Annotated in this window: 23 protein-coding genes; 2 read left to right on the forward strand and 21 right to left on the reverse strand. The window is 46.6% G+C overall.

Annotated features, from left to right (window positions below; genetic code table 11):
• Positions 1–8: 8 nt before the first annotated feature.
• The 9 genes from V1501_RS11355 to V1501_RS11395 form a co-directional block, all read right to left on the reverse strand.
• A complete protein-coding gene (locus V1501_RS11355; RefSeq protein ID WP_409288183.1) occupies positions 9–737 on the reverse strand; it encodes a hypothetical protein in 729 nt (242 codons plus the stop codon).
• A gap of 100 nt (positions 738–837) precedes the next feature.
• Complete coding sequence (locus V1501_RS11360) at positions 838–993, reverse strand: hypothetical protein (RefSeq protein WP_409288184.1); 156 nt, start codon at positions 991–993, stop codon at positions 838–840.
• A 24-nt stretch (positions 994–1,017) separates the two neighbouring features.
• The gene (locus V1501_RS11365; protein ID WP_409288186.1) at positions 1,018–1,176 is read right to left on the reverse strand and encodes a DUF1540 domain-containing protein; all 159 of its coding nucleotides are present in this window, start codon (positions 1,174–1,176) and stop codon (positions 1,018–1,020) included.
• A gap of 84 nt (positions 1,177–1,260) precedes the next feature.
• A complete protein-coding gene (locus V1501_RS11370; protein ID WP_409288187.1) occupies positions 1,261–2,136 on the reverse strand; it encodes a LysR family transcriptional regulator in 876 nt (291 codons plus the stop codon).
• A gap of 120 nt (positions 2,137–2,256) precedes the next feature.
• A complete protein-coding gene (gene clpP / locus V1501_RS11375; RefSeq protein ID WP_409288189.1) occupies positions 2,257–2,841 on the reverse strand; it encodes an ATP-dependent Clp endopeptidase proteolytic subunit ClpP in 585 nt (194 codons plus the stop codon).
• Between the two features lie 29 nt (positions 2,842–2,870).
• The gene (locus V1501_RS11380) at positions 2,871–3,536 is read right to left on the reverse strand and encodes a sigma factor-like helix-turn-helix DNA-binding protein (protein WP_409288191.1); all 666 of its coding nucleotides are present in this window, start codon (positions 3,534–3,536) and stop codon (positions 2,871–2,873) included.
• Between the two features lie 365 nt (positions 3,537–3,901).
• On the reverse strand, positions 3,902–4,342 hold the full coding sequence (locus V1501_RS11385; RefSeq protein ID WP_409288193.1) for a GtrA family protein: 441 nt from the start codon (positions 4,340–4,342) through the stop codon (positions 3,902–3,904).
• Positions 4,302–5,339, reverse strand: a complete 1,038-nt coding sequence (locus tag V1501_RS11390) for a glycosyltransferase family 2 protein (RefSeq protein WP_409288194.1) — start codon at positions 5,337–5,339, stop codon at positions 4,302–4,304. Before V1501_RS11390 ends, V1501_RS11385 begins: the two co-directional genes overlap by 41 nt.
• Before the next feature lie 24 nt (positions 5,340–5,363).
• Positions 5,364–7,043: a DUF6044 family protein gene (locus tag V1501_RS11395; RefSeq protein WP_409288196.1), complete on the reverse strand. Its 1,680-nt coding sequence runs from the start codon at positions 7,041–7,043 to the stop codon at positions 5,364–5,366.
• Between the two features lie 481 nt (positions 7,044–7,524).
• Here V1501_RS11395 and V1501_RS11400 point away from each other — a divergent pair, with 481 nt between their 5' ends.
• Positions 7,525–7,737 (forward strand): hypothetical protein, encoded by a 213-nt coding sequence (locus V1501_RS11400; protein ID WP_409288198.1) that lies wholly within the window; start codon positions 7,525–7,527, stop codon positions 7,735–7,737.
• A gap of 549 nt (positions 7,738–8,286) precedes the next feature.
• Here V1501_RS11400 and V1501_RS11405 read toward each other — a convergent pair.
• A complete protein-coding gene (locus tag V1501_RS11405) occupies positions 8,287–10,500 on the reverse strand; it encodes an AAA domain-containing protein (RefSeq protein ID WP_409288199.1) in 2,214 nt (737 codons plus the stop codon).
• 550 nt (positions 10,501–11,050) lie between these two features.
• Positions 11,051–11,983, reverse strand: a complete 933-nt coding sequence (locus tag V1501_RS11410) for an MBL fold metallo-hydrolase (RefSeq protein WP_409288201.1) — start codon at positions 11,981–11,983, stop codon at positions 11,051–11,053.
• A 102-nt stretch (positions 11,984–12,085) separates the two neighbouring features.
• On the opposite strand from V1501_RS11410, the gene V1501_RS11415 reads away from it, so the two are divergent.
• Positions 12,086–12,445 (forward strand): hydrolase, encoded by a 360-nt coding sequence (locus tag V1501_RS11415; protein ID WP_409288203.1) that lies wholly within the window; start codon positions 12,086–12,088, stop codon positions 12,443–12,445.
• A gap of 111 nt (positions 12,446–12,556) precedes the next feature.
• Here V1501_RS11415 and V1501_RS11420 read toward each other — a convergent pair whose 3' ends face one another.
• The 10 genes from V1501_RS11420 to V1501_RS11465 all read right to left on the reverse strand — a co-directional run bounded on the left by V1501_RS11420 (position 12,557) and on the right by V1501_RS11465 (position 23,382).
• On the reverse strand, positions 12,557–14,059 hold the full coding sequence (locus tag V1501_RS11420) for an HD-GYP domain-containing protein (RefSeq protein ID WP_409288205.1): 1,503 nt from the start codon (positions 14,057–14,059) through the stop codon (positions 12,557–12,559).
• 180 nt (positions 14,060–14,239) lie between these two features.
• Positions 14,240–14,518, reverse strand: coding sequence for a YokU family protein (locus tag V1501_RS11425; RefSeq protein WP_409288207.1), 279 nt, complete (start codon positions 14,516–14,518; stop codon positions 14,240–14,242).
• The gene (ablA, locus tag V1501_RS11430) at positions 14,515–15,921 is read right to left on the reverse strand and encodes a lysine 2,3-aminomutase (protein ID WP_409288209.1); all 1,407 of its coding nucleotides are present in this window, start codon (positions 15,919–15,921) and stop codon (positions 14,515–14,517) included. Before ablA ends, V1501_RS11425 begins: the two co-directional genes overlap by 4 nt.
• Before the next feature lie 26 nt (positions 15,922–15,947).
• Positions 15,948–16,424, reverse strand: coding sequence for a GNAT family N-acetyltransferase (locus V1501_RS11435; protein WP_409288210.1), 477 nt, complete (start codon positions 16,422–16,424; stop codon positions 15,948–15,950).
• Complete coding sequence (locus V1501_RS11440) at positions 16,411–17,928, reverse strand: M81 family metallopeptidase (protein ID WP_409288212.1); 1,518 nt, start codon at positions 17,926–17,928, stop codon at positions 16,411–16,413. Before V1501_RS11440 ends, V1501_RS11435 begins: the two co-directional genes overlap by 14 nt.
• A gap of 21 nt (positions 17,929–17,949) precedes the next feature.
• Entirely contained in the window at positions 17,950–19,386 is a 1,437-nt protein-coding gene (locus tag V1501_RS11445) for an aldehyde dehydrogenase family protein (RefSeq protein WP_409288214.1), read from the reverse strand.
• The gene (locus V1501_RS11450) at positions 19,383–20,678 is read right to left on the reverse strand and encodes an aminotransferase class III-fold pyridoxal phosphate-dependent enzyme (protein WP_409288216.1); all 1,296 of its coding nucleotides are present in this window, start codon (positions 20,676–20,678) and stop codon (positions 19,383–19,385) included. The genes V1501_RS11445 and V1501_RS11450 overlap by 4 nt, the downstream gene beginning before the upstream one ends.
• A complete protein-coding gene (locus tag V1501_RS11455) occupies positions 20,671–22,032 on the reverse strand; it encodes an aspartate aminotransferase family protein (protein WP_409288217.1) in 1,362 nt (453 codons plus the stop codon). The genes V1501_RS11450 and V1501_RS11455 overlap by 8 nt, the downstream gene beginning before the upstream one ends.
• 43 nt (positions 22,033–22,075) lie before the next feature.
• Positions 22,076–22,723, reverse strand: a complete 648-nt coding sequence (locus V1501_RS11460; protein WP_409288219.1) for a 3-oxoacid CoA-transferase subunit B — start codon at positions 22,721–22,723, stop codon at positions 22,076–22,078.
• Positions 22,720–23,382 carry a CoA transferase subunit A gene (locus tag V1501_RS11465; protein WP_409288220.1) on the reverse strand — a complete coding sequence of 221 codons (663 nt, stop codon included), beginning with the start codon at positions 23,380–23,382 and terminating at the stop codon, positions 22,720–22,722. The genes V1501_RS11460 and V1501_RS11465 overlap by 4 nt, the downstream gene beginning before the upstream one ends.
• Positions 23,383–23,838: the final 456 nt, after the last annotated feature.

The raw sequence follows: 23,838 nt of genomic DNA on the forward strand, positions 1-23,838 counted from the left end.
AAAATCCTTTAGTTATAGTCCATTTCAGTCATGGAGTCCATGTTGCTTGCAATCATGGCAATTATGGTACTCGCTTCTTCCTTGCTGAAAATGAAATTGGTTTCATCTTTGATGAGGTCATCATCTTCAGTCCAGATCCGGTTTATGCGGCGGAGGACACCATCACCGGTTTCAGGCACAATGCCGAACTGGTAGGTTACTTCTACTTCGTCTTCCTGCATGAACGCGGTGACTTCAGGTGTTTCCCACTCTACATCCACCTGTTCAAGGAGTCCATCTCCTTCACTGTCAGCATACAACCCATCATCTTCACCCGAATAGTCTTCATTATCAGCATATTGATATTGAACCTCGAATTCATCTTCATCAGAATCTGTATCGAAATCCGATTCTTCATCCATGTTGTATTCGTCTCCATTCATATACTCATGAAAACCTTCATGGACAGCATCCACGATATCCTCTATATCAGAAAGAATGATTTTTGCGGCAGAAAGCATTTCTGGTTCGAATGAATCCATATAGAATTCTTCATTATTGGGATCATAATTCAAAGTGAAAAAGTACTCTCTTCCGTCAGGAGAATCTGTATCATCACTTTCGACATAAAACTCGATCCTTGGATGTTTAGATCCTCTTTCTAAAGTCATATATCCCATTTGATCGTACTTTTGGCAGATGGATTCCAGATGATCCTGGAGTTCCCCTGCAACCCGGTCAAACCATTCGAGTGACATGCTCATCCCTTCCTTTCGGCTTTAAGCCTGAGGTTATATATCGGCAGCATAAATGCTTGTGAAAGATATGGTAAACCAACATGCATCATAAGTACATGTACTATCCATCCAGCTTTTCTTCTGAAAGATGGGGATACTCATTCAAATGTGTATTGCCGGAAACAGCAAAGCGGGCAGATTCCAGACTCTCCTCAGGCAGCAGCCCGTATAAGGTCCTGGTTTCCCTTTCATGCTCCCAGTGCTTGTGTTTTTCCATGATAAGAACTCCCTGTCGTATTGCTTATATGCCTGAAGGTTCGAAGGTTTTGCAATCTGTTTCACGGCTGTTTGCAGCCTGTTCGCCGTGATGGCTCACAACATAGATCTGAGTGGCTCTGCAGCGTTCGCCGCCTTCATTATGAATACAATTAGCTACTTCACAAAGTACATCTTTAGCCATTATCATTCACTCCCTTCTTTTCTAGGCTCACCAAAAGACGGAGTTCCATTCAAGACAACTTTTGCATATGGAAGCATCTTAGGTTCAATAATATTCGTTCAGCCATAAAGTCGCAGCTGCTATGAACTTTTCAGCAGCCAGCGGCATGTTTTTCATGCTCTGGGCACTGATCCCGATGGAAGTGAATGCTGTTTTTGATGCGAATGGAACCTTGGCTACTGAATCCGGCAGGGTCTGCAGGGATATCTCGGGGAGTATGGCGATGCCATGGGAGGCAGCTGCCATGGCAATCACTGCCTGATCATCCATCAATATAAAAGGAATATCCACCGCCACTTTTACGCCTTTCAGGATTTTATTAATTTTTTCTGCAGACGTTCTTTGAAGCAGCAGCTTATGACCTTTCAACTGCACTGGAAGGATCGAACTTTGGTTTGAGAGAAAATCCTCCTTCGAAATGATGCAGAAAAAATGCTCCTGCTTAAGATGAAGAAAATCAAGTGAGGGAGAGGGCAGGTCCATTAAAAAACCAAAATCCACTGTACCCGCGGTAATCCAAGCCTCAATTTCCTCCTGGCGGCCCTCTGCTACCTCAACGACGATGTCTGGATATTGCTCCGAAAATTTATGCAGCATTCCTGGAAGCCATACTGCTGTAATGGGAGAAAATGCGGCTATACGGATTTTACCGATTTCCTGGCCTTTCAGCTCGGCCGCTTCCTGCCTCATTTTTTCCTGAAGATAGAGAATATCCCGTATGTAAGAAAGCATTCTTTCTCCGTTAGGAGTCAGCCTGATGCCTCCTTTATTCCGGATGAGCAGGGCAAACCCGAGTTCCTGTTCCAGAGACGTGATCGCGTGGCTCACGCCCGATTGAGAAATGTTAAGAGCGGCGCTTGCCTTGGTGAGACTGCCCGCTTCTACTGTTGTATTAAATATTTCATACTTAGCAATCGACAAATTCCATCCCTCTTTATATTCTTTTTATTCATCATACAACAAAAAGGGTGAAAAAAATTCATATTCCCGAAATATGTTTCTAAAACAAGAAAGGAAGCAGCAAATGCCGCTTCCTGTTACTTATTGGGCAGGGAAAATGATTTCATCGATAATGCCGTAGGCTTTCGCTTCTTCAGCACTCATGAAAAAGTCCCGGTCTGTATCCCTCGCTACCTTCTCGAGCGGCTGCCCTGTCTTTTCAGATATGATCTGGTTCAAGTGCTGCTTCAGCTTCAAGATCCTTTTGGCGGAAATTTCAATTTCCGTGGCCTGGCCCCTTACGCCGCCAAGCGGCTGATGAATCATAATTTCACTATTTGGCAGGGCGCAGCGTTTTCCCTTGGTCCCGGCCAGGAGCAGCATGGCCCCAAAGGAAGCAGCCATCCCGGTACAAATGGTCTGAATCTGCGGCTTGATATACTGCATGGTATCGTAGATGGCAAAGCCGGCGGTTACCGATCCTCCAGGGCTATTGATATAAAGCGAAATATCTTTATCAGGATTATCTGCTGCCAGGAACAATAGCTGAGCTACCACACTATTTGCTGTATGTTCATTGATTTCTTCGCCAATCATGATGATTCTGTCCTTCAACAGCCTGGAATAGATATCATAAGATCTTTCACCCCGGCCAGACTGCTCTATTACATATGGAATTGTACTCATATCGTCCACTCCCTGTTTACATAATTTTATTATGCTGCCATTGAGAGAGCGGCTTTGGGAGCTGATTTCCGGGCTGGAAGGGGCTGGAAAGTCTGCTGCCTTTTTAGGAGGTGGATGAGCCCGGCAGGATCATTTTTTATCAATGCCAGACGAAGCTGTTCCATCAGCCTGATATTCTCCTCTTCATTCCACATGTTCTGTGTTAGTGGATTTGCCTCATCACTTCCGCCCAGCCTTTTTCTGGCCCGGAGAATGGCGGCTTTCACTGCCGTATCGTTTATTCCTGTGAGTTCAGCTATTTCCTTCGAAGTGTACAGAAACCCTTCTTTAAGGAGAAAGGCTGCTGCCTGCTTGGGGGTCAGCCTGCCGAGGGATTCCTCTGTTATTTCTCTTGGGATAAAGTCTTGCCCCTCTTTATCCTCCAGCTGTCCAGGCAGACATTCACGGCTTCGTTTTCTTATCAAATCAATCCAGCAGTGATAGGCCATTTTATTGAGCAGCGCAGGGGTTATCAGCTCCATGTCCCTATAATGCTCCCAGGCCTTCAACAGGACCGATTGTGCAATATCCTCTCCATCCCATGAATTCTGGGAAACAAAACAGCTGTATTTCAAGACGGCTCCGTAAAGCTCCTTCATTTTGTCTTCCCATCCATCACGCCTGCCCGGTTTATCCATTGTTCCTTCGCTAAGCAATGTCACTCACTCCTTTTAGCACTCTCTCACTTATATAACGGATCGAAACAGGTAAAAAGATATGGCCTGAAAAATTTTTCTTTGTGGAAAAGAGGCGGAGCTGCATGTATCATAAAGGTTCCTGCAGCTACAGGTGAACATCATTTATCTTGCTGGCAATCCTGCCTGCACCTTACTCCGCTCCACCGCCTTATTATGTTTATTCCTGCTCTTGTTCAAAATTCCTTGCCATGTAATGGGCTGTGTGTTGAAAACTCACGTTTGTTTACTATCTTACGCTCCTCTCTCTGAAAATGAAAATGCAGGATTTTTTTAAAAATCATGAACAAAAAGCAGCCTGCAGTAATGCATGGCTGCTCTATGCCTTAGAGTGTACTCCTCACCTTGAAAACGATATATTTTTGTCCCAAATAATTCAGCATGGTATAGATGACCGCTCCCATCCAAACTGCATCATTCTCTGCATTTCCTGGGCCGGAAGGAAGGATTACTGCAGCATGCAAGGCTGCCATCCTGCCAAGAGAATAACCCGCCAATAAAGAAACAATTACAACAGCAAGGAATTTGAGGCTGCCATTGCCCAGTGCTGCATTGCTTCTAAAGGTAAAGGAACGGTTCAGGAAAAAACTGGCAGCCGCCCCAGCACCGTTTCCAATCCACACGGAGGGCCAGTAGCCTAAAAGAAAGAGGTTTTTACTGATAAAGATGAGTGAAAGACCAATACATGTATTGATCAAGCCAACAAGCAAAAATCTGAAAAGCTGGCTAGTTTGATTTTTGAGTGAGTTTCTTAAAGGCAGCGCCATATAATTCATCCTCTGAATCATCTTTCTCCAAAAGACCGCCCTGCACCTGCAGGAAGGGGTTAAAATCAATGATATATTTAGGACGGCGCTTGGATTCTTTGTATATTTTCCCGATATATTCGCCAATCACTCCCATTGCAATGAGCTGCAGGCCTCCCAGCAGCCAGATGGAAGTGATCAGGGAAGTCCATCCTGCCGAGGTTTCCCCCTTCACCTTCAAATACAGGAAATAAAGGCCAAAGGCACAGCTGCCAAAAAAGGATAAAAAACCGAGCAGCAAGACAAGCCTTATTGGTGTGACTGAAAACGAAGTGATTCCGTCAAAAGCAAAGGCCAGCATTTTCTTCAGCGGATACTTGGTTTCTCCCGCCAGACGTTCTTTCCTATTATAATAAACAGAGGCCGTTTTAAAGCCGATCAGCGGGACTACCCCCCTCAGAAACATATTGGCTTCTTCAAATTTCCCCAGTTCCATGAGCGCCCTTTTGCTCATCAGCCTGAAATCGGCATGATTGTAAATAAGGTTCACACCCATTTTCAGCATGAGAGAATAAAACAACTCTGCAGTCTTTCTCTTGAAAAAAGTATCCGTTTCCCTTCCTTTTCTGACACCATAAACCACATCGCAGCCTTCAAGGTATTTCATGATGAAATCCCGAATGACTCCGGTATCGTCCTGAAGGTCGGCATCTATGGTAATGACGCAATCGGAAACATCCCGGGCTGCAGCCATGCCGGCAAGCAGCGCATTTTGATGTCCGGCATTTTTTGAAAGCTTCAGCCCCTTAACCAGCATATTTTCAAGGCTCTCATTATAAATTAGAGACCACGTTTGGTCACTGCTTCCATCATCCACAAATAAAATCCGGCTTCTTCTGTCTATCAGCTTTTCGTTCATCAATCCCTTAAGGACAACGCTCAGCTCACTTATAGCGGCCGGCAGCGCCTCCTCCTCATTAAAACAGGGAACTACGATGGTTAGCACCGGTTCAATCATCACAATCCTCCAGCATGCATTTTTTTACAGATCCACTTTGTACAAGTATATTTTCCAGGCCGCATGGGCCCCGGTGAAGGTCTTCTCCAGCACCAGATGGTTATTTTCAGCGTTGGTAATGGGGAGAGCAGAGAATATGTAATGGCCCCCAAGCTCCTTGAATGCCTGCATGTTCAAATCTAAATTTCTTAATTTTCTTTTAGTATCTTTTTTGATCATATATCTTTTTTCAAGCTGGTTTGTGAAAAGATAACACCTTCCTCCCCACTCATCAAAATACTGCCTGATGGTCTTATCCCTGGCCAGTTCATTTTGAATGATTTTCCTGAACTGATGCTTGTAGCTTAACGGGTAAAAGTTATTATATGTATCCAGGGTGTAAAACCCATTGTACTGGGCAATGGCCGGATGGAGTCCAAGACTTGCAACTCTGTATTCCTCCTGCGGCCTCCCTATATAATCCTTGATATCCCGGAACACTTCTTCCGCATAAAATTCCTTAACGGTGGGCTTTGAACGGTATATTACTTCATCATTAAAGATGCCGAGCACCGCTGTCTGAAGGATGATGAAAAGCGCAGCCGCCCTTTGGGATGCCATTCTATGAACCCAGAGAATCCGGAGAGATTCAGCAAAGATAATATATAAAATCATCGGCCGTAAAAAATGAAATCTGGCAAAATTAAATGTATCCATAAAATGAAACTTCCGGGTCAGCGGCACCCACCCCTTATAAAACCAGAAGGCGTACCATACAGACAGCAAAAGATTAAGGATCATCAGCCAGACGAATCTTTTTTCCTCGCTGAATGCCTTTCTGGACGCTATGGCAAAAATGGCAAGAAACGAAAGTGGCATAATGATCAGGCCATGGACAGTCATGACATGGGTATGCCCCAGAACATAGTTTTTAAGTGCGAGCTTTGCCGCTCCAAGCAGGGAGAGCCTTGCGTGAAAATATTCATCCCTGCTGTTCGGCTCACCTGAAACGAAGAAGGATGATACCAGCCGGTATTCCACCGCCATATAACATAATGTCATGACGAGAATGCCCAAAAGGAAAGGAAAATTCCATTTTTTGAATCTGAGTAAATCCGTCAGCCAGAGAATCCCCATTGCTGCAAGAAAGAAGAAAAAGCCCAGAACAAAGCTTGAATAAAGGGGCAGCAGAAGAAGGATGAGCCAGTCACTCACATTGCGTTCTCCCTGACGGATGTTCAGGAATGCGAAAAGGGCGAGGGGCATTCCGAGCGTACTGAGCATGCCTGATGGCCAATATGGTGTGAGGGCAAAAGCCAGGGCCGCTCCAATCCTGAGTATGGCCCACTCCTCCCTTTGGATATAATGCTTCTTAAGGAGCAGATACATCCCAAAAAAGGCAGCAATGCGAGTTATCGCTGCATTGACTGTATAAGCAGCCATCGTCGGCAGCCAGGCGTAAATCCAGACAATCCCGCTCCACTCTGTGCCAAAAGCATTACGCGGAAGTCCATTGGCAACCTGGGGGATTAAAGCATTCAAACTCCCAAACATTTCGCCGCTCCTCGCAAGGACTCTGTACCAGGCTATATTGCTGTCTAAATTATCGTGGACCCGGATATGGGCATCCTCCCCAAGAACAATCAGCGGAGACAAATACACAAAAATCAATGCCAAAGCCAAAAAAACAAGCCGTCTCTCACCCCTGATGCCAGCATTCACCATTCCTCACCATCCCGCACAAAAACTCATTCACCGCTACTAACTTGTGTTAAAAAAGGAAAAATTATTCGGGGGACAGGCCCTATTTCCCGATTATTTCCCAGTAAAAAATAGGTATTTTATTATTAAATGGCAGTATAGGTGACGCCGATAAGGTATATCTTATTAACGTTTTTTGCAAAGAATTTTTCCAAAGAAATTACGATTCTTTTTACAAATTGTTCTTTAAATAAGGTCATTTATTTTATGTTTAAGTAACCTCTGCAAAATCATTAAAAATGGTACAGTAATAATATCCCTATTAAAGGCCTGGCAGTGTTTTTCTAAAGTAGTTAGTAAGAATCTAAAAAGTACAAAGCATAGAGTATTGGTCGATGCTTTGGTTTATTAGAGTGCTGCCTGTTGACTGGCAATGATGTACGAAGGAAAGATTTCATAGCAATAAGTTCATGAGGCTCCTAGTTTTCTTGTGAGGAGGAAATCGGTGAAGAGTTCTTTTGTGAAGCATACGGATAAATATAAAGAATTAAATAAGATGGTTAATAGGGTATTTAATACAGACAAAGACCTGCCTGACATGTTATTCAAAGAATCATACAATCATTTTCTTTTTGGGGATTTTGAATGGGCAATGTACGAAGAATTCTGGGATGTCTTAAAGCTTCTGATGACGGCATCTGGAGATAAATCAGGCTGATTGCTGTAATTGACCCTGACCCAGCGGGATACTATTATAAGGAGTTTGGTTATTTTAATTGGTTTACAATTCCACTTGAGGCGTCAGATGATAAGTATTATACCCTTCTTGAAACTTCACCGGAGGATAGTTTAGCTGATGCCATCTTATATAATTCGTACACGATTCTCTGGCTATCCTCATCCTGTAAATGGGGCATTTGGGGTGACCGCAGCGCTGGTGTATGTGTGCTGGGAATTCAGGATTTAAATGATTTCGATGAGGATATTACAACTGGTTTAAAGAACTGGCGCTCTCTTGACGAAACAATAAAATCTTGGATTGAGTTAAACTTCCTGCACAACAATGAAATGTACTATAAATTTGTAAGAACTTTAGACAATAATTATGCGACCTCTAAAAAATAGAAAAAGGAATATCCGAGATTTAAGGACAGTATAAGAAAGGCCAATTTACCTTTGAGTTATAAGTCAAACGAAATGCGATAAAGCTGCTGTCACAGAACGCGCTTGCCAATCAGGGAAAAACACAAAAAAGCCGCAAAAGCGGCTATAGTTGAAAACTGCCCGGAACGGCAGCAAGAAAATGCTTTATAAAAGGAACGGAGTCGAGCCTGATGGAAAGGTAGGGAGGCTGCAGCCACTGTGATACATGCAGGGGCATCCCGTACCAGAGGATCCGGCTGTCGATGATGATAAAAGGAAAAGGAATATCAGCGTTTTCTTCCGTTCTCAACCGGGCCATTGCTTCGCCTGACATGGCACCCAACAGCTCCTCCAAGTCCTTTTCTGCCTTTATGCCTGCTGGCAGGGAGGCATATATTGAATTCCTGGCAGCCGATAAATCCCGTTTGATTCCTTCAAGATTCCTGGCATAGACCCATTTCAGTTTGGGGTGGCTGTTTTTAATCCAGCTGCCGATTTCAGCCGGGGAGACGATCTGCTTTTGTTTGATCTGATAATCCACAAGCTGCCGGATTGTCTTCCGCGGATAAATGTTCTTCCTGATAAAGCTTGCGTCACTTATATGGACGAATTTCCCTTTTGTCCTTGTCACGGCTACATTGATCAGGCGCTCGCTGTCCTTTCCGGTAAGCAGCATACCAGGCCTTGTCTGGGTATGTGTATCAACTGAATCAAAAATCATGACTTCCCGCTCGCTTCCCTGGAATCTATGGACAGTTGAAGCGGCAATATCCTCCGCTCCCTCCCTGCCGTTATATAAATCCTTAAGAAGAGTATCCATGAGCATGGCCTGTGCCCGGTATGGCGCCATATAGCCAATCGACCTGGAGCCCGCAGAATATGCTTCATGAATCACTTGAAAGGAGAGGAAAAGATGGAACAAATTCATGCGCGAATGAGAGACTTTGTCGGTGATGCAATGTGCACCGGTATAGCTTGTATCCAGCAGCACAGACGCATGTCCAGGAAAAGGAGAGAGCTCAGCAAGCGGCCTCCGCGCTTCAGCCACCGATTCATGATCCGTGACAAGCGACTGATAAATATAAGAATTGGTAAAAGCAGAAATATCAGGATGCATTCTCCTCTGCTCACGCAGCAGGAAAAGCTGAGGGTGCATCTCTTCCCCGGACCCGGCACCTGAGACGCCGGCCGCATGGAAGATATCATCCTTCAGCCATTTTTCTGTAAGGCTGTGCCGTGAAGCGGCAATCGGGGGCAGCTGTTTGAAGTCACCGCAGACCACAATCCGCCTGCCAAGGGAAGCTGCAAACCCTGCCTGCGGGATATAGGCCTGACTTACCTCATCCAAAATAACAAGATCAAACTCGCCTTCATATATGGCAGGATCGCTTGCTGCTTTAGCAAGGGTCGTTCCGATGATATCAGCATCTTTAACAAATTCGGTCTCCTTCTGTCGCACCTTTTCCAAAACAGCCGCAAGCCTGGTTTCGAGTTCAAGAAGGGACTGTGAATCCCTCTGGCTGAAGGAACCGTTTAGATCCTGTTTAAGCAGTTTTCTCTCCTCCGACAGCTTCTGCCTCTCCCCGGCAAGCACTGGGTCGCTTTTTTCAAGGAGTCCCTGCATGGTGACCGAATCAGGAAGCATCGGGTCGCCCTGCCCTCCGTACCTGAGAATGTCACCCTCTCTGAACTTGTTCTTTTTAGCAAGGAAAGCAGATATTTCTGTCATCAGCACATTTACTGCCTGATTGCTGTGTGAGAGGATAAGAATCCGCTGCTTCTTGTTGTATTTATTGCCTGCAAGGCGGGCAAGAGTATATGTTTTGCCTGTCCCGGGCGGACCCCAGACAAATGTAGCATGATTATATTTCGTCCGCAGGACCAGTTCATGAAGACTGCTTGATGCTTTTTCCTTCGGATGCTTGTCTACTGGAGATGGATCCATAAGATCTTTTATTCTTCTTCTTTTCTTCGGGCTCTCCCTGATTTCATCAAGGCGGCAGGAAAGCTCATCGAGCAGCTTCCAGGGATCGTGGAACAGAATTCCCTCAGCTATCAGATCACCCAGATCCCTGTCAAAGGATAGAATGATCCCTTTTCCTTCTGAGGAAAGGATTCTCCCCTCATAATCCATATCATTCCACTGCAGCCTGGCAGTAGTCCCGTTCGGAATCCGGACTTCATCCCGGGAAGTGAAAAAATAACTGAACCCGCTGCCCTCGTTCAGCCTGATGCCATTTTTTAAGTAATATTTAGTACTGCCATACGTTTTCAAATGGTAAATTTCTGCCCTTAATGCAGCCTGCCATTCTTTAAGTAACCTGCCTGTTGATATCATGTGTACCTCTCTATTTAAAAAGGAAAGGGACAATCCGAGAAGATTGCCCTTGACCGATCATGAATGATTGCTTTGTTGGCTGAGAAATCAAAACAGCCTAAAATACTATATCATCCCTTTTGATTAAACACAAATCACCCTGCAGCCGGGATTTGAGATCCTTTTATAACAGATTGTTATTGTTAATTGTCGTTTATCTTTTTTATCAGCTCGTTATCCATGGATGCCGGTTCTTTGCAGTCTTAATCCTTTTCTTAAAACCATTTTTTCCTGTGTCTCAGTTCTTTTTGGTCCTAAAAAAGCTTTATGACCAGTTTTCTTCCTCTACTGACCCATTTTGGTCTTAATCATTTCTTTATGACTAATTCTCCTGACATCTCATAGCTCTTTGGTCATAAAATATATTTTATGACCGGTTCTTTTCCTGATCGGGCTCAGGAATGGTTTTAATCAATTCTTTAAGTGCCTAAACACCAGCATTAATTAGTCATAATCACTTTTAAAGTATTTCCCCCCGAATTCAGCGATAACCACCCAGGTTTTAACCCATTCAGCTGGATGAAGGCTCCCAATAAGTTTCTCCTATTTTAAGGACCTTTAGCTTTTCCCGGCTTAAGCTAAGTCTATCCCATTCGGCTTCCAGCCGCTGCAGTGCTTCAGGGCCGGTGTCGTCTGCCAGCCGGTAGGCGCCATAATGCATGGGAATGAATAATGAGCCGCCAAGCTCCTGAAAAGCTGTTATGGAATCCTCAGGGTTTATATGGGAAACGGCCATGAACCACTCGGGTTCGTAAGCACCTATCGGCATCAGGACGATGTCCTGGGGAAAAGCTTTTCCGATTAGCTTAAAACCGCGAAAATATCCGGTATCTCCTGCAAAATAAACATTCCTTCCAGCAGGGCTTTCAATCATCCAGCCTCCCCAGTGGGATGTATTCGTATCCGTCAACGTCCTTTTTGTCCAGTGCTGTGCAGGGACAAAGGTGAACCTGACGCCGCCAAAGCTGTGGGAATCCCACCATTGTGCTTCATGAATTTTATCATATCCCCTTTTCTTGAAAAGCGGGCCAAGACCTGCCGGAATGAAGAAATGGGGGTCTCCCCCTAGTTTTTTGATCGTCCCAAAATCCAAATGGTCATAATGGCCATGTGAAATTACTACCGCATCTATTTTTGGAAGCTCACTAAGGCCGAGGCCGGGCTCAGTGAGCCGTTTTCCCACTCCCATCCGCTTTGCCCATACAGGATCGGTGAGTATATTGATTCCTGATGATTGTATGAGAAAGGTAGAATGCCCAATCCAGGTAATGCTCTGCTGTTTCTCGTTCTGCTTCAATTTTTCAGTATCCTTATTATCTGCCTGAGGAATCTGGGAAGAAAGGTCTTTCACCTTGTTTCTGCGCTCTTTTGCCCACCGCAGCATGTCCCCTATTCCTTTTGAAGAATCCACTTCGTCCAGATTAATATATCTTTTTTTTGCCATCATTTTTTCACCTATCCTGGTTTAGCATATTTTAACAAGCAAAGAGATTAATATCTCCATTATAGTGGTACAGATAAGAAATGACATATAGGGAGTGTTGATATGGAAACCTTGAAAAATACTTATTTTGTGGATATTTCTAATGGTGAAATCCTTGAACAGCCGATTGACGGCAGCCCGAATTTCAGAATCCAGGCAGATGAGGAAGAGCTGGCTGAACTAAAAATGTGGTTCACGGAAAATTACAATGATGATATGAAAACGTTTGCCAGATCTCATGTTCCGTATGTGGAACCAAGCAAAGATTCCCAGAATGATAAATATGAATCTTCCCTGCAAAAAATCTACAGCATAATTTATAAATTAGGTGATGACGAAGCCCGTAATTTCATTAAGCAGCAGGGAATACTGGACCTGGAATTCCAGGAAACCCGGGAGGATATAGATAAATTAAAACAATAAGGTGGTGGATCGGGGCAAGGCGCAGGCACGACCTGCGAGAAAGATGAATAACTGCAGGAAGCCCGTGATTACGTGCAGCTCCCTCCTTTACAATAAATAAAAGAGACAGCCCTAGTTTGCAGCAGGGACTGTCTCTTTTTCACGATTCAATTCAATGAAGAAATCAACATAGACCGGATCCCATTGAGTTCCTCTGCCTTCTTGAAGAATGTCTAGAGCCTTACCGGAAGCCATTCCCCTTCTATATGGACGATCAGATGTCATGGCATCGAAGGCGTCAGCCACCGCCATAATTCTGCCGAACAGCGGAATATTCTCTCCTGTCAGCCCCTCCGGATAACCCCGTCCGTCATAGCGTTCATGATGATATTTTACGCCGGGAAGCAGAGGCCTTAAGTCCTTGGGTAGATTAATCTGCTCCAATATATTAGCGCCGATTACCGGATGTTTCTTTATTTCTTCATATTCTCCGGCTGTAAGCCTGCCTTCCTTGAGCAGGACCGCATCACTGATTCCAATTTTACCAATATCATGCAGCAGCGCTGACTTCCTCAATAAGTCCAGTTCAACATGCCCAAGACCGGCCTTCTTCCCAATTGAAACGGAATACTCGGCCACCCGCTCCGAATGTCCAGCCGTATAAGGGTCTCTCGCATCCAGGGTGGCGGCGAAAACCGTATAAAAGCTTTCCAGCAGCTCGCCATTACGCCTGTCCCTGGTTATGATTTTATTCGTCATGGAGTTGAATCCCGCTACGAGCCGGGAAAACTCATCCGAATAAATATTCTCAAGGGATGTGAGTTTCCCCATCTCTACTGCAGCAAAGCCAATCTTAAGTTTCTCCATTGGATTGTTTATATTTTCATATAAAAGCAGACTCGAAAATGTGGACAGAAACAGGATAACGGCTAATATAACGACCGCCCACCGCCAATAATCTGCCATACTTCCTCCGTCCAGCTGCTTAAGCTGAATCCAGGAAACGAGGATGAAAATCATCAGGGGAAAAATGGCAATAAAAAGAGAGCTGTAGAGTATCTTGCTTTTCAAGCTGATTGTGTTCTTTTCGGGAAGGCTCAAAATGCCGGTTGACCGCTCTGTACGCTTTAATAAATCCGTGATCAAAGGGGTAATGGTGCGGTAGGTCAGGAAAAACTCAATGATCGCATGCATACTGGCGATCAAAAAAGCACCAGCCCATGAAATGAAGATATAATGATAGGGTATATGCAGGTGCCCCGTGCTGATAAATATGGATACCAGAATGCTTGATGGAAAAGCAACACCTAGAAAATGCGGACCGAGTATCCTTTTTACCGTTAGAACCGGAAAAGAATGAACCGCATGATAAGCTTTTTCCAGGCTGGAAAAATCCGTGAGATCGGTCTCATATACCTTACGGATTGGTTTAATGTGATGCCTGTAGACCGCATACTCCACCGCTGCCATGATCGCAAAAGAAATCAGCATGATGCACAGAAGGAGTGCAATTTCCTCAGATCTCAGGATAAGCGTATGGAAAATAAATAAACTGCCGATGCCAAATACTGCAATAAAAGAGCCGAACATGTAATTAAAAAGCATTCTTTTTTGAAAATCTCTGAATAGTTGCAAGCAGCATTCTCTCCTGTTATGTATTGGAAACTATTCTTAGTTTAACCCATATTTACCAAAAGTCTATCTATTTAATATTATATCTCACCTTTTATTATAGACACTCAGGAATTTTACAGAAAAATTCTTGTCCCCTCTGCTAACCACAAAAAAGGAAGCAGATATTCTGCCTCCTTCCTCTCAGTTATTAAAATTAAAATAGTTTCTTTTCAGCAGCCTCGGCCTTTCCATTAGTTCTTTATAATCAATCACTTTAGGAAGAGTTTTCGTATCGATTAAAAACAGCTGGTCTTCTATTTCCATGGTCAGGCTATCTGTCTGATATTTCATGCCGCATCCGCTGCATTCAATAGTGGGTGTACCGGTAATCTCAATGGCCTTAGTGCCGTCTGGCAGCTCCCAGAATACAGAGGACCTGGTCTCCGATGCCCCTTCAAGATTGCACCAGATACATATCATGGCTCATCCACCCTTTTTTCTTCTTTCGTTTTGGATTGCTGGGCGAGGAATTTTTTCTCTTTTAATTCATCTCGCTTCCCTCTCTTATCCTTTAAACTTTCATGTGCGGGATTTACATTGTAGGAATTCCTTTTATTCAGGCGCTCCAGTCCTTCCGGCACTATATTGAACTTCGAATCATCCATAACGGAAAGAATTCCGGTACTGTTATATGTTTTGTAAACCTCCGGGAACCGCTCACTGAAGTAGGCATCGGCCTTTCCCGCCTGATAGTCCTGGGGCTCGGGATAGGAGGTGATCACTCCTTCAAAGTTCCGGAGAATGACCTTGGTCGCACTCTGTGAGATGATATAATTTGGCTGCAGCGGTATCTTGCCGCCTCCGCCAGGGGCATCGACGACGAATACCGGAACGGCATATCCTGATGTATGCCCTCTTAGGCCTTCCATTATTTCAAGTCCTTTACTGATTGGTGCGCGGAAATGGCCGATGCCCTCAGACAGGTCACACTGGTATATATAATAAGGGCGCACCCTGATCATGACCAGATCGTGCATCAGTTTTTTCATGATAGGCACACTATCGTTGATGCCGGAGAGGATGACGGCCTGATTCCCGACCGGAACGCCGGCGTCGACAAGCATTTCACAGGCCCGCTTTGATTCCTCTGTAATCTCAATTGAGGTATTGAAATGGGTATTCAGCCAGACTGGGTGATATTTCCGGAGAATCTTGCATAAATTCTCGGTAATCCGCTGCGGGAATACGACGGGTGCCCTTGTGCCGATTCTGATAATTTCGACGTGCGGGATTTCTCTCAGATTTTTAAGAATATATTCTAAAATATGATCATTGATCAATAAGCCGTCTCCGCCTGAAATCAGCACGTCTCTTACGGCAGGAGTTTCCCGTATATAGGATATAGCGGCATCCAGCTGCTTTTTCGGCACTCCCATACCGATCTGCCCGGAAAATCGCCGTCTCGTGCAATATCGGCAGTACATGGAACACTGATTGGTTACAAGAAAGAGGACTCTGTCCGGATAACGATGTGTAAGGCCGGGAACAGGTGAATCTTCATCCTCGTGGAGCGGATCCTCAAGGTCATACCGCGTTTTCTTCAATTCCTTGCTGATTGGGACCGACTGCATGCGCACCGGGCATTTTGGATCTTCTGGATCCATGAGTGAAGCGTAATACGGTGTGATGTTCAAGGGGATGGTCTTGGTTGAAATTCTTACTCCCTCTTCTTCATCAGGAGTCAGATTGATCACCTTTTTCAGATCATCAAGTGTTTTGATCGTATTGGTGAGCTGCCAGATCCAGTCATTCCATTGTTCCCCGGTAACATCCTTCCAAAGCTCCACTTCGCTCCAATGTCTTGCAGGCTTAAATAACTCCATGATTTCCCTCCTCGGTTCTAGCGGCTTTACAGGCTTTTCTCCATGTAAAATCTGTCCTCTCCCGTGCCATATTCATCCGGTCTCAGCTCCCTGGTCACATAACCTGACTTTTCATAGAGCGCGACTGCCGGCCTGTTTACGATGCTTACGGTCAAACATGCTTTTGAAAAACCGTCCTGCCTAAGAATTCGATGCACTTCCTCCATAAACCGCCTGCCAAGTCCTGCACCTTTTTTATCTGACCGCACATAATAGCCAAAAATATAAGCTTTTTCCCGATCATAGTAATCTCGCATAAGTTCACAGACTGCAACCGGCACAGGATCGCCTTTTTCCCTGTAAAAAATGATTTTCCCATACCTCGCAAGCGGGACAAGTGTCTGCTCATCGACAGCTCCAATTCCCGGGAAAGCATCCTTTTCAAGCTGAATCATCAGCTTCTGATCCTGAGGGGAAAGGGAGCGCGGTATCTCCGTATAATAGGAATCTTCACTGGTCTCCATTTACAGATCCTCCTTTCGGCGGCCATTCTGCATGATATAAGGGCCACAGGTTTTCCGGGATATTGGTATATTTCAAGACAGAAAGATCGTTTGCTGCTACACCAGGAGCGTCAACATAAATCACCGTGCTGATAATGGGGCAGAATGCAGCCAGAAAATGATTCTTGGCTTTCAGTCCCATAATCCTGTAGTCTGACGGTTCTATGCCGATATGCCTGAACATTTCCGGATCATTCGCCGACATCGGGCGGCCGATCAGCAGAATATCCATATTGCCTGCGCGGATAAAAGCTGCCCCCTTAAGATCCACTTTCAGCTTATGATTGAAAGGACCACTGTTGTAGAAGATTCCTTCGGATAATGCAATTACTCTTGCCGTGACCGGCACCGGAGGCCCGAATTGGGGGAGTATTTTTCCGCCGAGATCAAGGCTGACCACCGCCCCTTCGCCTGCCTGCCTGCACTTTTGGATGGAAACAGGATCTGTCAGGCCTCCGAACAAAGACCATTCCAGGTTCAGGCGGAGCATTTCCCCGAGCAGGGCGGTGGTATCCCCGCTGCCGCAGCTAAGGGGATTATCGGAAATATCAGCTACTGCAACAGGCTTTTTATCATTGACCGACAATGCCAAGTTAAGGCCATCTTCCACCCCTGGCAGTTTTACGATAAATTGCTCCCTTAATTCCCAGAAGCGGTCTGCCGCCTTTTGTGCGGCTTTTCTTGCTTTATCAACCTGCTGATCTACCGCTATGACGCTTGCGCCGGCACATGGAACATCAGAATAAGGGAATCCGCCAAAGATCGAAATCGTCTCTGCCCCTCCTTCTGCCTCTATCATTAAGGCCAGTTCCATCAATTCATGCATCGGCCCTTCGGAAGTTTTCATGTTGATGGAAGGAGGCATCATGGGCAGTTTTATGAACACGGCCTCACCTCTGTGATTCTCCCTTAATACCTTAAGCAGCCGGCTGGCAGCATTCATGCCCTGCTGGTACATATCGGTGTGTGGATAGGTTTTAAATCCGAAAAAGTAGGGAGTATGCTCAATCATCTCCCTGCTGAGGTTGGCGTGCATATCCAGTGTTGCTGCAATCACAGGCTTTGGTCCGATACACCCCCTGATCTTTCTCAAAAGAACTTCTTCCGGATCCAGAGTCACTTCTGCCGCCATGGCGCCATGCAGTCCAATCAGCAGCCCATCCAGCCTGCCGGCATCCTGCAGACAAGAAATCATTTCAGCAGCAATATGCTGGAAGGCTTCTTCGGCAACCGTTCCGGACGGAACAGCAGCCGCTGCCAGCAGCGGAACCATTTCCACTCCTTCTTCCTTTCGCAGGATCTCGATGAATCCGCCTGCCTCTGTCCCGGTGCCTTCATAAGCTGACAGTAAATCATTTCCTTTGAAATACCCCTCATTATAGAAATCCTGCAGCTCGGTCTTGTAAGGTGCAAAACTGTTTGATTCATGATAAAAAAAAGCGATTCCTATCCTTAACTTTTCCACTGGCCCCAGATCTCCTTATGTTCAGTAATTCGTATAGATCGTCTTCCACTCAGTCATAGCGTCAAACACATGATGTGATACTTCTCTGTGGCCGTTTCCCGACAGCTTTGTCCCCCCGAACGCAGCCCCGATCTCAGCGTTGGAAGTACCATTGTTAATATAAACCAGCCCGCTTTCGATCTCTGCAGCCCCCCTGTTTGCGTAATGCAGGCTGTTCGTAAAAATGGAGGTGGACAGGCCGTATGGTGTGGCATTATTGATGCGGACTGCTTCTTCAAACGAAGCCGCCTTGATGAAGGCGAGGACAGGGCCAAACACCTCTTCAACCGCGATTTTGTCCTCCGGTTTGACACCGCTTAAGACAGCAGGTTTGAAATAATAGCCTTTTTTAGAATGAATTGCATCCCCTCCACATTCAAGAGCCGCTCCTTCTTTCACCGCATCTTTCACATACTGCAGGGAAGAAAGCAGCCTTTCCCGGTTTACAAGCGGTCCGATGTCCACACCTTCCTCAAGGCCATTCCCGATCTTCAAAGCTTCTGTCAGCTTCACTACCTTCTCTAAAAGCTGATCATGGATTTCCCCCTCTGCGATGACCCGGCTCGCTGCCGTGCATCTCTGGCCCGTTGTAGTGAAGGCAGCTTTCACAATCGCTGCAGCTGCAAGGTCAAGGTCTGCATCTCTCAGGACAATAGCGGCATTCTTCCCCCCTAATTCAAGCGAAGTCCGTTTCAGGGATTTTGAGGCAATGCCTGCCAGCTGGATGCCTACTTCAGTGGAACCCGTGAACGAAATGATTTTTACCTTTTCATGGGAGGCCAGCCGGGTGCCGACTGTGCTCCCCGGACCGGTAATCAGATTTAAAACACCCGCCGGGATGCCTGCTTTATGAAAAACCTCTGTGAACAGCTGTGCCGATAGTGCCGTCTCAGAAGCCGGCTTCCATACCACGGTATTGCCGCTGATAAGGGCTGCTGTTATTTTATATCCGGCCATGGCGACCGGAAAATTCCAGGGAGTGATGCAGGCTGCTACCCCGATTGGTTCCCTGACCATGGCAATGCTCCTGTGGGGTGAGGAAGAGGCGGTTGTTTCGCCGAAAAGCCTGCGCCCCTCACCGGCCATGTATCTGCAGGTCTCGATCACCACACCTACTTCTCCCCGCGATTCAGCCAGGGTCTTCCCCATCTCCCTTGTCATCACCTCAGCAATGGCTTCCTGATTTTCCTCAAAACCAAGCGATGCCCTCCACAGAAATTTTGCTCTTTCCGGCAGAGGGGTCTTTTTCCATTCAGCAAATGCTCCTGCAGCACTTTCAACTGCCGCATCGACCTGGGCAGCCGCTGCCAGGGGAAAGCGCCCGACTTCTTCCTCCGTAGCCGGGTCAATGCTGGCTGAGCAGGCCTGACCCTGATCCAGAACCCATTCACCGTTGATATACAATCCCAGATTCATCATCCCAGCTCCCCGCAGATGGTTTTAACCGCCTCTTCCAATATAGACAGCCCCCTGTCCAATATATCTTCATCAATGTTCAGCGGAAGCATGAGCCGTATGGTTTGCCCATAGACACCGCAGTTCATAACCAAAAGCGAATGATCGAGAGCCCGCTCCTTTATTTTCGGTACAGCAGCTGCCGCCGCGTCTTGTTCAAATTCCAGCCCGATCATCAAGCCAAGACCTCTGATTTCCTTCAGTCCCCTGATACCACTCAATGTTTCTTTTAATCTCGTGACAATTTTGCTTCCCAGCCTGCTGCTGCGTTCCAAAAGTCTTTCTTCCTCCAGGACCCCGATACTTGCCAGGGCAGCGGCACAAGAAACAGGATTTCCACCGAAGGTAGATCCATGAGCACCCTGAGGCCATTTTTCGTGCAAGACCCTTTCGGCTACAATTGCCCCGAGCGGCAGGCCGCCTGAGAGGGCCTTGGCGAGAACGAGAATGTCCGGGACGACACCAGAATGTTCAGCTGCAAACATTTTGCCGGTCCTGCCAAAGCCCGACTGTACTTCATCAAAAATAAGGAGGATTCCATGTTCATCTGCAGCCTTGCGCAAGCCCTGCAGGTAGTCGGAAGGTGCCGGGAAGTATCCTCCTTCTCCCATGACCGGCTCGATGAGAATGGCAGCTATCCTGGACGGGTCAGTCCTCAGCTCAAACAATTTCTGAAGCTGCCCGAGACAGTATTCGCTTATCTCACCGGGATTTACATGCTTAAGATGTGAAGGATAAGGATAGGGCAGATGATACACCTCCCCCAATGCAGGCTCATACAGTCTGCGGTATTTGGAACTGGATGCAGTAAGAGCTGTCGCTCCAAGCGTACGGCCGTGAAACGATCCCTCAAACGCGATGATCCCCGGTCTCCCCGTAGCTGCCTTGGCAAGCTTAATGGCACCGTCGATTGCTTCAGCCCCAGAATTGGAAAAAAAGACAGTGTCCAGATTTCCCGGTGTTATTTTGGCAAGCTTTTCAGCAAGATTCACAGCACTGTCGTAATAGCCGTAATTCAGCCCAAAGTGAAGAAAGCGGTCTGCCTGCTTTTTTACCGCTTCCACAATGGCAGGGTGAGAGTGACCGAGCGCATTTACAGCCACTCCCGAAACAAAATCTATATATTCCCGGCCGTCTTCCGTCCAGAATCTGGCTCCCTCCGCCCTGTCAATCACCATTTCCGACACGCGGGTCATGACGGGTGACAAGTGTTTTCCTGCCTTCTCCCTAATAGATACTTCAGCTTGTTCAGCCATTTTGATTCCCCTCCTCCATTACAACATCCAGTACTGCTTTCTCCAGAATTCCAAGTGCCTCATCAATTTCTTCCGCCTTGACCGACAATGGAGGGCATATCAGAATATGATCTCCCCTTACCCCATTTACAGAGCCGCTTCCCGGGTAGAATACGGCTCCGAGCTCCATGGCCCTTTCATTGATTTTCTCAGCAAGTTTTATATGGGGCGGGAAGGGTATACCCGATCGTCCCCGTGCGAATTCAACCCCAATCAGCAGTCCTCTTCCTCTGATATGATATATATAAGGGATCTTCTCTTTTAATTCTTCTAGCTTCAGGACCAGATGAGCACCCATTCTTTTCACATTTTCCAGGATTGCTTCTTTTTCATAGACAGCAAGCGCAGCCAGCCCTGCAGCAGCAGAAACCGGATGGCCGCTGTATGTATAACCGTGCTGAAAGACTCCATTGCTGTGTTCCTTCAATAAGCCGGCCAGATTATCATGTACGATCATTCCAGCGAGCGGCGCGTAGCCTGCTGATATCCCTTTTCCAAACGTGATGATGTCAGGAACTACATCCCAATGCTCAATGGCAAAGTTGCATCCTGTTCTACCGAAACCTGTCATCACTTCATCAGCGATCATGATAACATCATAGCGGTCGCAGATTTTGCGGATTTCTTTTAAATACTGACCTGGAGGAACAGAAGCACCAAGCTGGCTGCCTGTGATGGGTTCGGCAATGAAGGCTGAAACATTCTGCGGCCCCAGCTCAAGGATCATGCTTTCGAGGCTGGCAGCACAGGACCAGTTCTTTTCTTCATTACAGGAAGTGAGCTTTCTCTGGTAAGGGCAGCGCAGGCAGTGAGGGGGATGGATATGGCTGAAATGCACGAGATTGGGCTGATAGAGCTGCCTTCTTTTGATATCGCCGCCGGCTGACAGGGAACCATAGGTATTGCCGTGATAAGACTGCCATCTGCCAATCACTATATTTTTCTGCGGCTTCCCGCTGTCATGATGGAGCTGCCGCGACAGCTTGATGGCACTCTCATTTGCCTCAGAGCCTCCCGAAGTGAAATAAACAGTATTCAAAGGCTTGGGAGCAAGCCTCGCCGTTTTTTCCGCCAGTTCATGCAGCACACTTGTTTCAAACCGGAGAGTATGCACAAAAGCTGCCTTTGACGCCTGCTCCTGCATCGCTGCTGCAATCTCTGTTCTTCCGTGACCAAGATTTGCAGCAACAGCCCCTGAACAGGCATCCAAATACCGCCTCCCGTCCTCATCAAACAAATAAACACCCTTCCCATACGCAATGAGCGGATACTCCTTAAAAAAATCACGATGAAACACATAGTCCCTATCCTCCATAACCACCCTCCTCCCCTCTCTTGTGAAATAAACTGGGATTGGGTCAGTCCCCCACAATCCCCTCCCCAATCCGGAAGCTTGCTTCGGTTTTAGTTTTTATTTCTTCGAGAGTGATTCCTTCTGCCATTTCGATGAGAATGAGTCCTTGATCGTCTGTCTGGAACACGGCTAGTTCTGTGATGATTAGGTCTGCTTTCCGATGCGAGGTAATTGGATAATGGAGTTTTTTCACGATTTTGGATTCTCCGGCACCGGTTGTATGAAGTGTTGTTACGACTACCTTCCTCGATCCTTCCAGCAGGTCCATGGCGCCGCCGACGCCAAGCACGGTCTTGCCTGGGACCGCCCAATTGGCGACACGGCCCAGTTCATCCACTTGGAGCACACCGAGTATGGAAACATCAATATGGCCGCCCCTGATCATGGCAAAGGAGGCAGCACTGTCAAAAAACGATGCGCCTGTTTCAACTGTGACAGGCTGTTTGCCCGCATTAACAAGATCTCGATCTTCATAACCCAGCATGGGTGTCGGACCCACCCCAAGAATTCCGTTCTCGGAGTGGAGAAAGACGCCCTTTCCTTCCTCAATAAAGTCAGCAACTAAGGTGGGAATGCCTATGCCGAGGTTGACCACATCCCCTGCGTTAAGGGCTCGGGCAGCCCGTAAGGCAATCCGCTGCTTAGGATTCACAAACCTTCACCTTCCCTCAATACCATCAAATCAACAAACAAATGAGGAGTCACAATGTCATCAGGCGGCAGGATCCCTGCCTCCACGATTTCATCCACCTCGGCAATTACAAGCTCTGCAGCTGTGGCCATAATGGGATTGAAGTTGCGGGCCGACTTGGAATAGATTAAATTTCCCAGGGTATCCGCACGGTGAGCCTTAACCAGAGCAACATCCGCACGGAAGCTTTCCTGAAGGATGCAAGTCGTGCTGCCAAATTTTCTTTCTTCCTTTCCTGCTGCGATATCCGTCCCGGCCCCGACAGGAGTAAAAAAGGCAGGTATTCCGGCCCCGCCCGCCCTGATCGCTTCGGACAAAGTACCCTGTGGCACCAATTCTATTTCTAGCCTGCCGGCAGCCTTTGCTTCTGCAACCTCGGGATTGGATGTAAAAAATGAGCCAATTCCCTTCCGGATTCTGTTCTCACGCACCAGGAGGCCCAGTCCCCTGCCTGGCTCGCCAAGGTTGTTGCTGATAATTTCCAGGTCCTTGACTCCTGATGAAACCAGGAAATCAATTAATGTAAGCGGACAGCCCACCAGCCCGAACCCGCCGACCATGATTCTGCTTCCGTCCCGGATGCGGGAAATTGCCTTTTCCGGCGAAACCAGCTTTTTCAACAGCCTCTCTCCCTCCTGGTAGTTCATCTATCATTTTCATTTAAGCCTATTCCCTATAAAGATTGCCGGGCGGCGCTTATCATAGAACAGAACGGCATATATGAAATGTATATTCAAAGACAGCGATGCTGTATGCCCGAAATGGAAAAATGAGCCGGAAGGACGAAAAAAAGAAGGCAGCAGCGCCGCCTTCAAATCACTGGTATGTATGTTCCTATTCTGGAACGCTCCATTGCCTTTCTGTTCCTTTCATCATTAATATTAGAACTCAACTTCGCCCCCCTGATAAGGCCTCCTTTATAGCTAATCAATGAATCTATATCCGTATCTTTTTCTGTACGTGGAAATCATCATTCCCGTCTCCGGGACCGCCGTCCTTTTAAAGCCATCGAGCAATCCCTTTATTTCTGGGTCGCTGCTGGAATGAAGCAGAACAAAGACGTATGAATCATCTAC

The sequence above is a fragment of the Paraperibacillus esterisolvens genome (assembly GCF_046237625.1).
In the GTDB taxonomy this organism is placed as follows: Bacteria; Bacillota; Bacilli; order Bacillales; family DSM-1321; genus Paraperibacillus; species Paraperibacillus esterisolvens.

What these genes read in the sequence shown, in the direction of transcription:
- V1501_RS11355 (WP_409288183.1), bottom strand. Translation starts at nt 737, where the DNA reads ATGTCACTCGAATGGTTTGACCGGGTTGCAGGGGAACTCCAGGATCAT.
- V1501_RS11360 (WP_409288184.1), bottom strand. Translation starts at nt 993, where the DNA reads ATGGAAAAACACAAGCACTGGGAGCATGAAAGGGAAACCAGGACCTTA.
- V1501_RS11365 (WP_409288186.1), bottom strand. Translation starts at nt 1,176, where the DNA reads ATGGCTAAAGATGTACTTTGTGAAGTAGCTAATTGTATTCATAATGAA.
- clpP (WP_409288189.1), bottom strand. Translation starts at nt 2,841, where the DNA reads ATGAGTACAATTCCATATGTAATAGAGCAGTCTGGCCGGGGTGAAAGA.
- V1501_RS11385 (WP_409288193.1), bottom strand. Translation starts at nt 4,342, where the DNA reads ATGGCGCTGCCTTTAAGAAACTCACTCAAAAATCAAACTAGCCAGCTT.
- V1501_RS11390 (WP_409288194.1), bottom strand. Translation starts at nt 5,339, where the DNA reads ATGATTGAACCGGTGCTAACCATCGTAGTTCCCTGTTTTAATGAGGAG.
- V1501_RS11395 (WP_409288196.1), bottom strand. Translation starts at nt 7,043, where the DNA reads ATGGTGAATGCTGGCATCAGGGGTGAGAGACGGCTTGTTTTTTTGGCT.
- V1501_RS11405 (WP_409288199.1), bottom strand. Translation starts at nt 10,500, where the DNA reads ATGATATCAACAGGCAGGTTACTTAAAGAATGGCAGGCTGCATTAAGG.
- V1501_RS11410 (WP_409288201.1), bottom strand. Translation starts at nt 11,983, where the DNA reads ATGGCAAAAAAAAGATATATTAATCTGGACGAAGTGGATTCTTCAAAA.
- V1501_RS11415 (WP_409288203.1), top strand. Translation starts at nt 12,086, where the DNA reads ATGGAAACCTTGAAAAATACTTATTTTGTGGATATTTCTAATGGTGAA.
- V1501_RS11425 (WP_409288207.1), bottom strand. Translation starts at nt 14,518, where the DNA reads ATGATATGTATCTGGTGCAATCTTGAAGGGGCATCGGAGACCAGGTCC.
- ablA (WP_409288209.1), bottom strand. Translation starts at nt 15,921, where the DNA reads ATGGAGTTATTTAAGCCTGCAAGACATTGGAGCGAAGTGGAGCTTTGG.
- V1501_RS11435 (WP_409288210.1), bottom strand. Translation starts at nt 16,424, where the DNA reads ATGGAGACCAGTGAAGATTCCTATTATACGGAGATACCGCGCTCCCTT.
- V1501_RS11445 (WP_409288214.1), bottom strand. Translation starts at nt 19,386, where the DNA reads ATGATGAATCTGGGATTGTATATCAACGGTGAATGGGTTCTGGATCAG.
- V1501_RS11450 (WP_409288216.1), bottom strand. Translation starts at nt 20,678, where the DNA reads ATGGCTGAACAAGCTGAAGTATCTATTAGGGAGAAGGCAGGAAAACAC.
- V1501_RS11455 (WP_409288217.1), bottom strand. Translation starts at nt 22,032, where the DNA reads ATGGAGGATAGGGACTATGTGTTTCATCGTGATTTTTTTAAGGAGTAT.